Source organism: Pseudaminobacter soli (ex Zhang et al. 2022), assembly GCF_014595955.1.
Classification (GTDB): Bacteria; Pseudomonadota; Alphaproteobacteria; order Rhizobiales; family Rhizobiaceae; genus Kumtagia; species Kumtagia pseudosoli.
Genome location: NZ_JABVCF010000014.1, coordinates 164417 through 176430, shown reverse-complemented (window position 1 = coordinate 176430; position 12014 = coordinate 164417). Strand labels below are relative to the sequence as shown.

Here is a 12014-nt window from a genome sequence, read left to right as displayed (position 1 = left end):
GGCGCTCACCGTCGCCCTACAATAAGGGGGTCAAAATTGGACGCCGATCAGGGGTCAGTTTTGCGCGCCGATTGACAGTCATCGAGGCCGGGGCACCGGCACTCTGGGTGCACGGCCATGTGCATGACAGTTGCGACTATACCGTTCACGGAACGCGAGTCGTCTCCAACCCGCGAGGATACGGCGACGAGAACAACGCCTTCGAGACGAACATGATCGTCCGATTGAAGCGGAGATGATGAACTGGAGCGATCGAGCCAGATCGGTTGCACATCATAGCCCGAGTGGATCGTGGGACTACCGCTAGGGCGTAGTCATCATCGACTGCGACCCTTCCTTTGAAGTCGGACGGGAAACCCGAGCACGATGCTGCCGGCATGCGTGGGGGCATTTTGCTGCTGGTGAACGATGGCACTATCGAGGCATTGATTCGAAACGTGTGCACTGTGCTCCCCCTGCGCCGATTGCAGCTACGCCGATCAGGACGGCGCGGATCTATCGGCATCGGGTAGAGCCGCGTCTCGATTGAGTCACATCAAAAGCGGGCGGTCACAACACTACTGCCCGGTTTGACCTAAAGACGACTTAGGTCGGCCGCCGCGTGGACCGCTTTGCGCCCCATGTCGGTCGTTCACAGCGGCGCTGTTCGTCCCCAAAAGCGGACATCGATGGGTCGACGCCTTGAGCGCAGTTGCGCAGGGGCGGCCATCAAACGCCAAAGGCTCGATTGCCCCGTTCTGAAGACTTTCCCTACCAGGAATCTGACGTTCAAACCGATCAGTCGATGGCAGTGGTCTCTTAGCGCGTGGATGGGACACGCGACATGTCCAGCACAGGAGGCAGTGACTGGGAGCGTTCTTTGCTTCGATAGCACAAGGAGGCCCATAGCGCTTGGAGGCATCTGCCCCCGGGGATTCAGCGTGGTTACACGCGCATTATGGGCGAGGTGACGGCCCTAGTGTGTCCCTGACACAGCCTCCCGGTCATTCCTCGGCGGTCCGTCTGAGGAGCCAGCGATGGATAGTAGTGACGACTTGATCATGCGCCTCGATGTGGCCAACCTGCCAACAGATGAAAATTAGAAACTATCGGATGAAGGCTGCCGTCATTGTCCTCGCGGTTCTCCTGGCCGTCACCGCGGCGCTTGCGTTGTGGCGCGCGAGCGATCGCCGGATAGAGACGCGTGTCTGGACCGGGCTCGCGGCTCGAAGCGACGATCCGGCCGGCTTCGACGCCGCCATGGTAGCGACCCTTCCCGAGCCTGCGCGACGATATTTCCTCTATACGATCGCTCCAGGCACGCCGCTGAGATCCACGGCCCACATCGAGATGACCGGCGAGATCGGGACGGGAACGAAGCAGGCGCCGGACTACCGTCCAATGCGTGCGCGTCAGCTTCTTGCAGCGCCACGAGGGTTCGTATGGCAACTCGACGCGGGGCTCATCGGCGGATCGGACGCGATGACGGTCGGCAACTCATGGACCCGCTTTTGGCTCGCGGGCATCCTACCTGTAGTCCGTGCGGGCGGTGAGTCGAACCATTTCCGCTCTGCTTTCGGGCGAGTCGTGGCCGAAGGCACGTTCTGGACCCCTGCCGCCTTTCTTCCCGGCCCAGGCATCCGATGGGACCCCGTCGACGCAGACACGGCCCGCGTCACAGTCGTCCATCACGGCCTCGAGCAGTCCGTTGAGATTACGGTCGCGTCCGACGGTCAGCCCGTACGCGTCGTCCTGTCCCGCTGGAGCAACGCGAACCCGGAAAAGGAATGGCGCCTCCAGCCCTTCGGCGGGGATCTCGCCGACTTCCGGGAATTCGGCGGTTACCGGCTGCCAACGAGGGTGGAAGGTGGAAACCTCATCGGTACCGAGGACTACTTCCCCTTCTTTAAGGCGCGCGTAAGGTCAATCAGCTTCGACGATCTCAAACCCTGAAGCGCAGGCTCTGGTCCACTGCCGCGGCCCCTCACTACGGAGCGAAGGCATGTGCCCGGCCCATTTAGATTAATCGCTTGGCGGTATCGCCGGGGTGGCCTGCACGATTCCTCATCCTGACCCGAACGTCAGAACGGTGTCCGCTTGGCCTCTCCCCGAAAGCCAGGCGCGCAGTCCGGGCTGATCGAGCACCATCGTGTGGACCTCGTCTGGCGGCAAGAGGCTGAAAGCGGTTGAAAGCGCGTCCGCGGTTGTCGCATCCGGCGCAACAACCGCCACGCTTCGATATCGGCCCGCGCCGAGTCCGGTGCGGGGATCCAGGAGATGATTGAAGCGACCGGCACGGTCGAAGCGAAAGCCGTCAGCACTCGATGTCGCCACGGCCATGTCCTCGATGTCGACCACCGCAAGTAGCTCCTGCTTGTTTCCTGCGTCCTCGACACCGACCCGCCAAGGCGTGCCGTCCGGTCGCGAGCCGATCGCCCGAATCTCGCCCATATCGATCATGCTCTTTTCAATGCCGCCGTGGCGCAGCACGTCGACCACACGGTCGGTGATGTAGCCCTGCGCAATGCCGTTGAGCGTCAGCGCCATGCCGTTGCGGCCGAAGGCGATGCGGTTCTGATCGAAGATCACCTTGTCGAAACCGACACGCGACAGCGCCTCCTCCATATCCGTTGCGGGCGGCCCAGCCGGATCGGCGTCGGGGCTGGCGAAGTGCTCCGCCAGAGCCTTCCAGAGCGGCTGCACGGTGGGGTCGAAGGCGCCACCGCTGAGTTTCCATACGTTCCGGCCTGCCTCGAGAGCGGCGACCAGATCCGGTGGCGGCGCCGCAAGCGCGCCGGTCCGATTGAGTTGCGCCAGCGCTGAATCGTGGCGATACAGACTGAAGACCTGCTCGAGCCGGGCGACTTCCGAAACCGCCTGCTTCACCAGCAGTCCGGCCTGTTCCCTGTCATGGTGGTGAACGGTCATCGTGGCGGAAGCGCCGAGTGCGGATCCGCTCCAGGTGACTGTGTGGAACTCTGGGTTTGCACGAAGTGAAGAGGGAACAAGGCCCAGTCCGGCTGCAGCGGCGGTGATCGAGATGAAGCGGCGGCGGTTCAGGGTGTGGGCCATGACACGGCTCCTATTGTAGCGAGCCAGTGGTCTGCGGTGGCATGCCGTCGTCTGCAGGAGCTTCGCCAGGTCCGAGCACGTAGGCTGGCGGGATGTCTGCGAAGCTTACCACCTGGCCGCCGTTCTTTCCGGCGAACTCTGCCGCAGCGGCCTGCGTCGAGAAAGGCACCGTCTCCGGCGCGCCCATGCCTCCGCGAATGGCGCTGGCGATGACGTAGAAGGCCTGCCGCGCCTCGACCCAATTCTCCGCCCCCGGTTTCTCCCAGCTCTCCGCCTTTGCCATGTCGGAGACGTAGATCGCGGCGATGTTCTTCGGCTCCTCCGGCAGCATGGTGAAGGCGACCGCGTCGCGGGCCGAGGAGAACCAGATCGGTTCCGGGATTTTCCCGAGAAGGATCTGCCCTTTTGGCCCTGGATGCTCCAGCACGTTCATGCCGCAATAGCGGCCGATGGCGTCCATCGTCAGCGCAAAGGGTTTTTGCGGTTGCGCCGGCCCCTCGTCGCTGCAGCCGGCGATGGCGAGCGCGAATGCCGTAGCCAAGGCCGCCAATAAGGTTCTCATAGTTCCCTCCTGGAAAACAGCAGCGCAGCCGCAGCCAGCGGCACCAACGCCCAGACGAATAGCGCGGAGATCAGGGTCGCGGGCCCGAGAGCGGCGTTCTCGGCTACACCGCCCATTCCGGAAAGCGCGCCGAGGCTTTCCGAGCCAAGGTTCAGCAGCCGGTATGCGTCCGTGGGATTGGCAAGCAGCAAAGCGCTCAGAAGCCCGCCGCCGATCGTCCGTCCCTGGTCGACGACCAGCAGCCCCAGCAGCGCCATGTCGAAGATGAGGACGAAGACGAGCCAGACGCCAATGGCGATTCCTCCGGCGGTGCCGCGCTCGCCGGCAAGCGCGCTGACCAGATAGCCGATGGCGACGAAGACCGCGCCGAGCAGGACTGACGACAGGATCATGGACGCGAAGGCGATCCAACTCGCTGTGTCGATGACGGCGCCTGTCGCGGCCAGGGCTGCCGCAGCGGCGCCGTAACCTATCAAGGTCGCGAATGCGAGAATGGCGATATGCCCGATGAACTTGCCTCCGATCACCTGCCAGCGCCCGATCGGATAGCTGAGCAGCAACAGCATGGTGCCGCGCTCCATCTCGCCGACAATCGCGTCATGCGAGATCAGCAGCGCAATCAGCGGGACCAGGAAGATGGTCAGGCTCGACAGGCTGACGATCACAACGTCGAGCGCGCTCGCGCCGACATTGCCCGCAGGCGCGCTGCCGAGAAAGGTGAGCGTCAGCGCGAGCGAGGCCAGAAGTACAGTCGTCGCCAGGACCCAGCGGTTGCGCAGGCCCTCCTGGATCTCCTTGCGCGCTATGATGAGGATGTTCTTCATCGCCCGGCCTCTCCCGCGCCAAGGAAGTGAGCGTAGAGTTCATCGAGGGTCGGTGGAACGACGTCCAGGTCGGTCACCGGGGCATCAGGGGATGCGGCGCTTCTCAGCAGCGAGATCTTCTCACCGGGTCCCGCGTCGATCTCCAGCATGTGGCCGTTGACCCGCTTCCAGGCGCCTGTGCGGCCAATCCAATCGTTCACGCTACTGTCCGCAGCGTCCGACAACCTGACGCGGATGCGTGTGGGAAGATTGGCGATGCTCCGCAGTTCCTCGATCGTGCCGTCGGCGATCTTGGCTCCGCGGTTGATGATCACCACCCGGTCGGCCTTGCCTTCGAGCTCGGTCAGAGCATGCGAGGACAGCACCACCGTGGCGCCGTCGGCGCGAAGCTCGGCGACAATCTCGTAGAAGCTTCGCCGCAGCGCCGGGTCGAGCCCGGTCGTCGGTTCATCGAGAAGGAGCACTCTTGGGCGTCCGAGGAGCGCCTGCGCCAGGCCAAGCCTTTGCCGCATGCCCTTGGAATAGGTTCCGACGCGACGATCCGCGGCATGGCCGAGGCCGACCCGTTCCAGCAGGGCGTCGATCGAATCGAGCGGTACGCGCTTCAGCCGAGCGTAGAAGGCGAGCGTTTCGCGGCCGGTCAGCGCCATATTGAAGGATACGTTCTCCGGTAGGTAGCCGAGCCTCTGCCGGGCCTCGAACTGGCCGGCGGAGGGATCCTCGCCGAGCACGCGAACCGTTCCGGAAGTCGGCCGGATCAGACCGAGCATCAGCTTGATCAGTGTCGTCTTGCCCGCGCCATTGTGGCCGACAAGCGCGATCGTCTCGCCTTCCCGGAAGACGCATGAGACGTTCGTCACGGCATGTACCTTGCCGTACGATTTCGACACGTCGGATACCTCGACCCTCTCAGCCATTATTATTCCGTTCTTGGTGGCGGGGCGGAGCCATCAGCGGGCGACTGTCGACCACGCCGCCGGGCAGGAGCGCCGGGAATTGCGACTGTGCCCAGCGGATCACCTGCACGGCCGGGCTGTTGACCAGGACCTTGGCCTGCGGGGAGGTCCAGAGCACCCGGTCGATGATGTCGTTCGGCCGGTATGGATTGTCGCCGATACCATCGTCGTTCAGGTCGAAGGCGGGATTGTCGCTCCAGTAGTTGCCGCGACCCGCGACCGACCAGTCGAGATAGCGGGTACCGACATACTTCACTTGGTTACGGTTGCGGATGAAGGCGTTGCCGGTCATGGCGTTGCCTTCGGAGCCGGCGGTGAAATGGATGCCGATAGCGCAGCCCTCGAACCAGTTGTCGGTGAACTTGTTGCGGTTCGCGTTGTAGATGAATACGCATTTCTCCGGGCCGGGCCGCATCGATCCTCGCGCGACGTTCGAGGCTTCCCCTTCCATCGGCACGCCATGCGACCCGCCCGCTTGGCCGGCACTGGTCCATCTGCCGGCCGGCAGCAGCTTCCCGCGCACCACATTGCCAGAGATCTGCGAACCATTGGCGTAGTTCAGCAGCAACCCATGGTCGCGATCTCCGTCCGAGACATTGTCGACGATGCGCAAACGACTCGAGAACATGATCGCGTAGCCGACAGTGTTGTCGTGCGAGACGTTGCCGCTGACCTCGCTGTCGTTGGTGTACATGTAATGGATGCCGAAGCGGACGTTGCGAAGCTTGTTGCCGCTGAACACGTTTCGCTTGCTGGTCTTGGTAAAGATGCCGTCCCGGCCGAAGCTGATGTCGTTGTCGACGATCCTGGCGCCGGGTGCATTCCACACCGATATGCCGTCGCCCGCCTCGCTCGTTCGGCCTTCACGCAAGCCGACGATCCGGTTGCCTTTGGCTAGCGAATCCTCGGCCCCGTGCAGATAGATCCCGACCAGATTGTCGACGAAAGTGTTCTCTTCGATCCGCGTTCCGGTCGCGGTTTGCGCCACGAAGATGCCTGAATCCATCGCGTAGAGATCCTTGCCGGATCCTCTGATCTCCACTCCACGCACGATCGCCCGCGGCGCCGTGACGGTGATCACGCTACCCTTGCCGCCCCCGACGACCACGGCTCCCGGCTCGCCTTCGAGCGTCAGGGTCTTGCCTATCGTGAGCGTACCCTGATGCTCGCCCTTGGCCAGCAGGATGACGTCGCCGGGAGACGCCTGATCGAGCACAGGCTGGAGCGGCGAGCCATCCGCAGGCTTGCGGATTGTGGCCGCCCAGGCCGGCATGGCGAGGATGGCGGCGGCAAGGGCCGCCATCCCCAGTGTCGATATGCAGCGACGATGCATCAGACGCCCTGCGGCTCAACGAACATGCGGCCCTTCATCTCCATGTGCATGGCATGGCAGAACCACGAGCAGTAATACCAATAGACGCCCGGTTTGCTGGCAGTGAAGGTCACGGAAGCGGTCGCCTGCGGCGCCACCTCCATGTTGATGCCGTAGTTGATGATCGCGAAGCCGTGGGTCAGGTCCTCGACGTCGTCAATGTTGGTCACATAGACCGTGACTTCGTTGCCCTGCTTGACGGAGAAATCCTCAAGGCTGAAGGCCGGCGCGGCCGAAGTCATGTAGACGCGGACCTTGTTGCCGTCCCGGATGACATCCGCTGCGGTCATCAGATCAATGCCGTCGGCCTGGGCTTGCTTCACCGCATCGGCGAAGAACGGATCGTCTCGGTTCCAGACGTGGACCGGGTTGATCTTGGAGCGGTGCACGATGGTCGCGTCATGCGGCTCCGCAAAGGTCGGGTTGTCGTGCACCAGAACCATCTGGTCGCCCGAGATGTCGATCAACTGGTCGTTCTCCGGCTTCAGCGGTCCGACGTTGAGGTACCGATCCTTTGAGAACTTGTTGAGCGAGATCAGCCATTTGCCATCCGCCTCCTTGGTCTGGCCCATGGAGGTGTGGTTGTGGCCGGGCTGGTAGTGGACGTCGAGCTTCTGCCGGATGGGATCGACCTGCTCGCCGGCAAAGGCCCGTTTCGCGTCTTCAATGTTCCACTTGCAGACCTGGCTGTCGATGAACAGGGTCGTGTAGGCGTTGCCCTTGCCGTCATAGGCGGTGTGCAACGGCCCGAGGCCGAGTTCCGGCTCGGCAACGACCGTGTCGCGCGGCTGGATCTTGTCATCGAACAGGTCATCGAACTTGCGCACGTCGAATACGGTGACGGTCGGCGACAGCTTGCCGTTCGCGACGACATGGATGCCGTCCGGCGCCGTGTTGATGCCGTGCGGGCTGTTCGGGACCGGCACGTAGCGCGTGTAGGGCGAGCCCTTGCGGCCATCGAGAACCGGCACGCCGTTGATCTCCTCGAAATCGCCCTTGGAGACGGCTTCCTCGATCCGCTTCAGGTTGAAGATGACGATCCAGTCCTGCTCGTTCGCCATCATCTCGGCGAGGTTCACGCCTTCCTCGGAGTTGTAGCAGGTGGCGAAGCAGTACTTGCCCTGGTAGTCGGCATCGACGTTGTCGAGATTGCCGTCGACCATGACCTGCCAAGCCACCTTCATCGTCTCGCCGTCGACGGCGGTGAAGATGGCGCGATAGGTACTCTTGTCCGCCATCGTCTTGCCGTCGTTGATCAGCGGCACGCGGTCTTCGCCGTTGCAGAAGACGTACCCGGTCTTGGGATATTTCTGCACGCGCATGCCGTGCACCGTGTGCTGGTTCGGCAGTTGGATGATCTTGTCGCACTTCATCACGTCGAGGCGGATGCGGCAGACCCGGGTGTTCGCCTTGTCGTTGGCGTAGAGATAGCGGCCGTCATAGGTGCCGTCGGTCTGCGAGGGGTGCGGATGGTGCAGGTCGCCGTTTTCGTAGATGCCGCCCCTGTTCTTCAGGAACTCGACGGTTTCCGGCAGGAGACCTTCGGTGAGCACCTTGCGGCTTTCGTTGGTCTGGCCCCAGCCGGTCGCGCTGCACCGGTTGAAGACCGGGATGCGCATCATCTCGCGCATTGACGGGCAGCCGACGACGCGGACCTCGCCGGTCTGGCCGCTGGAGAAGAAAACGTAGTACTCGTCGAGTTCGCCGGGCTTGACCTCGTATTCCTGTTCGCCCTTCTCGTCGGCTGCCGCCGGAGAAACCACACCGCCGCCGAGCGTGAACGCACCGCCTGCGCCCGTTGCGCCAGCAGCGGCCACAATCGCGCTGCTCCCGAGCAACTGGCGCCTACTCAGGCCCCTCTTCATCTCTTCCTGTGACATGTGACTCTCCTGTGCTGGCTTGCTATGTCGACGGACCGGCGACTGGCTCCGGCCGTTGGACGGGAATGCCGTTTTGGGAAATGACAGGCTTTGCCGCGGGTCCCTTGCCGCGCATGGACGGCGACGACAGTGCCTCGAACTTCTCGCGCTTCAGCCGCACCTGGATCATGTGCGGGCAGCGATGGTCGTCGTGATAGAGTTCCTGGCAATGCATGCAGTAGATGCACTCGTTGACGTTGATCTGCCCTTCGGGATGGATCGACTGCACCGGGCATTCCTTGGCGCAGCGCTGGCAGGGCGAACCGCATTCGGGCCAGCGCTTCAGCCACTCGAACATGCGGATGCGTCCGGGAATGGCGAGCGCGGCGCCCAGCGGGCAGAGATAGCGACAGTAGAAGCGCTCGATGAACAACCCCGCGACCAGAAGCGCGACCGCGAAAACCACGAAGGGCCAGTCGCGCATGAACTTCAGGATGATCGCTGTCTTGAACGGCTCCACCTCGGCGGCGACTTCCGCCATGGCCATCGAGTAGAAGGATAGTCCGAACAGGCCGAGGAAGATGATGTATTTGATCGGCCAGAGGCGCTCGTGTAGCCCGAAGGGCACCGTGATCTGTGGCACCTTCAGCCATTGCGCTACATTGTTGGTGAGTTCCTGCAGGGCCCCGAACGGGCAGAGCCAGCCGCAGAACGGACCGCGCCCCCAGAACAGCAGTCCGGCCGCCACCGCTGCCCAAAGAAGGAAGATCAGCGGGGCGGAGAGGAAAAACTCCCAGCTGAAGTCGGTGATCAGCGAATTGGTGAAGGTCAGGACGTTCACGACCGAGAGCTGCGCGTTGGCATACCAGCCCAGCCAGATCAGCGTGAAAAGGAGATAGCCACGCCGTACCCAGCCAAATAGCTTCGGGCGACGCACCAACCAGCCCTGGAAGAAGAAGATCGCCGTCAGCACCAGCAGCCCCGCCACGGTGATGACGATCGACACCGTATTCATCTTCCATATGCGCTGCCACAGCGGCTCCTCGTCGGCCGTCGGCTGGGCAGCGTTGTCGACCAGCGGCGCTTCTGACTGGGCGCTCTGCTCGTTTGGCGCGGGCTTGTGCGCGGCGGCTGCTTGCGGCGCCGGCACCTGCTTCACCGTCACATACTGGTCGGGGAGCGCGTAGCCCAGGTTGAAGGGCAGGGTCGCCTTGTCGCGCGCGCCGATGCTGCGCTGCACGAGGAGTTGTAGTTCCCAAGGCTCTGTCACGTCGAAGTCGAACTCATCGGGAACTTCGAACAGCGCGATCTCTCGCAGCCGCGGCGCACCCTCGGCCGCAAGGTCGCCAAGCCGTGTGTGATTGCGATCGCGGAAGCGTATTCCCTGGCCGTTCTGGAGGAGTTCGATACGGTCGAAAATGCCGCCCCGCACATAGCCGGAGCCCTTGAAAGAATAGGCGCCGTCGCCCGCCACCACGATGGCCTGCTGGCCGGGCTTCAGTTGTCCCCGCAGCCTTTCGTACTGCGCATCTCCGAGCAGGCTGCGGCCGATGGTCGGCACGCTTACAGGCGCGATGTAGAGCTCGATGAACTCGTCCTGCGGGTTCGGGCTCTCCGGCCGTTCCGCAGCTTTCGTCTGGCCGGCCTGCCGGAATGCCTCGCTTACCTCGCCGACGGTCAGCCGCAGACTACGCACCGAGCCGTCGCCGATCAGGCTCTGCCAGTCGCGCACCTCGCTCTTCGAAGCGTCGAGTTCTCTGGTCTCAGTCGCCGTTGGCTGCTGCGTCTCTCCCGGTGCCGCCCCTAGTCGGTTGCTGCGGATCAGCCGGACGGCGGATCGCACCACGCTATCGCCCATCACCAGGACGGTGACCGTGGCGCCGCTGACGATGTCCACTTGCGGCGGTCGCGCCGCTCCGGCGGCAACCTGTCCGAGATCTTTCCCGATGAAGGCGTTCAGTGCCGCAACGACCTTCTTTTCCGGTATGCCGATCAGCACGATCGGCTCGTGATGCTGCATCAGCTTCAGGCCGCGGAGGATGCCCTTCGGGTCGATGCCGACCAGGATATGGATGGGTTTTCCGGAATAGCCGACGGCACTGGTGAAGTCAGAGTTGAGATAGACGTAGCCGACCAGTTCGTCAGCACGGTAGACGGGCGCGATAGGGGGATCGCCCTCAATGTCACCGAAGCGGTCGGCGCCTTCGAACAGTCCGGATGGCTGGGTGTGCTGTAGAAATTCTGTGAGGCGGCCAGCTGCCAGGGCGGGGAAGGTGAACGATTGTAAGGCGATCGCCACCAAGACGATCGTCACGCAGTGGAGGATCGGATGGCCCAGATGGACGGCGGTTCTGGTGTGGCGGGCTATGCTCAAAACGCACTTCCCCTTCATCATGCGGACCGGCTTCCCGGCACCGAGTCGAGAAAGCCATCGCGCATCTAGCCTAGTTCAACTTGAGCTTACTTGCGCTAGCGCAAACAGACCTGATTTCTGATATGGCTAATGTGCGGCTCGGAGGATCCAGAGATGTCGCTCTTGAAGTCGGAACCTTTTGCGGCTGTGACATCGATGGACGAGTTGCTCGCCATCGCCTTCGCAATGGAACAGGAGGCGATCGACGGCTATTCGAAGCTAGCTGCTCACATGCGTCAGGAGAACAGACCGGACATGGTGGCGGTCTTCGAGCGGCTGGTTGGCGAGGAAAGCCAGCACCTCGGGAATGTCGTGCACTGGTCCGAGCGGGTCAGCGGCAAGCAGCCCGACCTTTCGAACCTGCGGTGGGAGCCGGCCGACACGTTCGACGACGAGGGAGCGGGAAGCATCGCGCCCGAACTGCTCAGCGCCTATCGGGCTTTTGCCATGGCCGTACGCAACGAGGAGCGCGCCTTTCTATTCTGGACCTATGTTGCCGCGCAGACGGACCAGGACAAACTCCGCGAGGCCGCCGAGCGCATGGCGCGCGAGGAACTGGGCCATTTGGCCACGCTGCGGCGGGAACGAAGACAGGCTTTCCACCATCGGCGTGCGGCGAAGCCGGCCGCCAACCCTCCGGAACTGTCGGAGCTTGAACAACGGCTGGCCGAGCACCTGGACGCGACTGCCGGGAAGGAGTCCGGACCTGAGGTATCCCGGCAGCAGGATCTGGCGCAGCAAGCGCGTGAGCGAGCCTCAGGTCTTGCCGCCAAGCCGTTCGGCCCGTCGCCCCTACTCAAGGATGGCCTCCCACCGAATGTTCTGGAACGCCCGGGACCTTTGTGCGAGTTGCTGCTGGATTGTTATCTCGATTTCGGCGAGCGTTTGCCGGATCAGGAGAGCCGAAGCAGGGCTCAGCGGTTCGCTGCGGGTGCGGTGGAATGCCGATCGTTCATCCGGGCCCTTGTGCAGTGAGG

Annotated in this window: 9 protein-coding genes and 1 pseudogene; 3 read left to right on the top strand and 7 right to left on the bottom strand. The window is 63.2% G+C overall.

What is annotated here, in order from left to right; translation table 11 throughout:
• Positions 1 to 239, top strand: a pseudogene (locus tag HUI96_RS29565) (hypothetical protein); the annotation flags it as partial.
• An 853-nt stretch (positions 240 to 1092) separates the two neighbouring features.
• The gene (locus tag HUI96_RS23630; protein ID WP_188257162.1) at positions 1093 to 1932 is read left to right on the top strand and encodes a DUF6544 family protein; all 840 of its coding nucleotides are present in this window, start codon (positions 1093 to 1095) and stop codon (positions 1930 to 1932) included.
• A 111-nt stretch (positions 1933 to 2043) separates the two neighbouring features.
• Here the strand turns inward: HUI96_RS23630 and HUI96_RS23625 are convergent, their stop codons facing one another.
• From HUI96_RS23625 to HUI96_RS23595, 7 genes are read right to left on the bottom strand one after another with little or no spacing between them, the layout of a single operon-like run.
• Positions 2044 to 3051, bottom strand: a complete 1008-nt coding sequence (locus tag HUI96_RS23625; RefSeq protein ID WP_188257161.1) for an FAD:protein FMN transferase — start codon at positions 3049 to 3051, stop codon at positions 2044 to 2046.
• Between the two features lie 10 nt (positions 3052 to 3061).
• A complete protein-coding gene (locus HUI96_RS23620; protein WP_188257160.1) occupies positions 3062 to 3613 on the bottom strand; it encodes a nitrous oxide reductase accessory protein NosL in 552 nt (183 codons plus the stop codon).
• A complete protein-coding gene (locus tag HUI96_RS23615) occupies positions 3610 to 4437 on the bottom strand; it encodes an ABC transporter permease subunit (protein WP_188257159.1) in 828 nt (275 codons plus the stop codon). Before HUI96_RS23615 ends, HUI96_RS23620 begins: the two co-directional genes overlap by 4 nt.
• Positions 4434 to 5354, bottom strand: coding sequence for an ABC transporter ATP-binding protein (locus HUI96_RS23610; RefSeq protein ID WP_188257158.1), 921 nt, complete (start codon positions 5352 to 5354; stop codon positions 4434 to 4436). The genes HUI96_RS23615 and HUI96_RS23610 overlap by 4 nt, the downstream gene beginning before the upstream one ends.
• Positions 5347 to 6726 carry a nitrous oxide reductase family maturation protein NosD gene (locus HUI96_RS23605; protein WP_188257157.1) on the bottom strand — a complete coding sequence of 460 codons (1380 nt, stop codon included), beginning with the start codon at positions 6724 to 6726 and terminating at the stop codon, positions 5347 to 5349. The genes HUI96_RS23610 and HUI96_RS23605 overlap by 8 nt, the downstream gene beginning before the upstream one ends.
• Positions 6726 to 8645, bottom strand: a complete 1920-nt coding sequence (gene nosZ / locus HUI96_RS23600; protein WP_188257156.1) for a TAT-dependent nitrous-oxide reductase — start codon at positions 8643 to 8645, stop codon at positions 6726 to 6728. Before nosZ ends, HUI96_RS23605 begins: the two co-directional genes overlap by 1 nt.
• 22 nt (positions 8646 to 8667) lie before the next feature.
• On the bottom strand, positions 8668 to 11019 hold the full coding sequence (locus HUI96_RS23595; RefSeq protein ID WP_237684319.1) for a NosR/NirI family protein: 2352 nt from the start codon (positions 11017 to 11019) through the stop codon (positions 8668 to 8670).
• Between the two features lie 132 nt (positions 11020 to 11151).
• On the opposite strand from HUI96_RS23595, the gene HUI96_RS23590 reads away from it, so the two are divergent.
• Complete coding sequence (locus HUI96_RS23590; RefSeq protein WP_188257155.1) at positions 11152 to 12012, top strand: ferritin-like domain-containing protein; 861 nt, start codon at positions 11152 to 11154, stop codon at positions 12010 to 12012.
• Positions 12013 to 12014 lie beyond the last annotated feature (2 nt).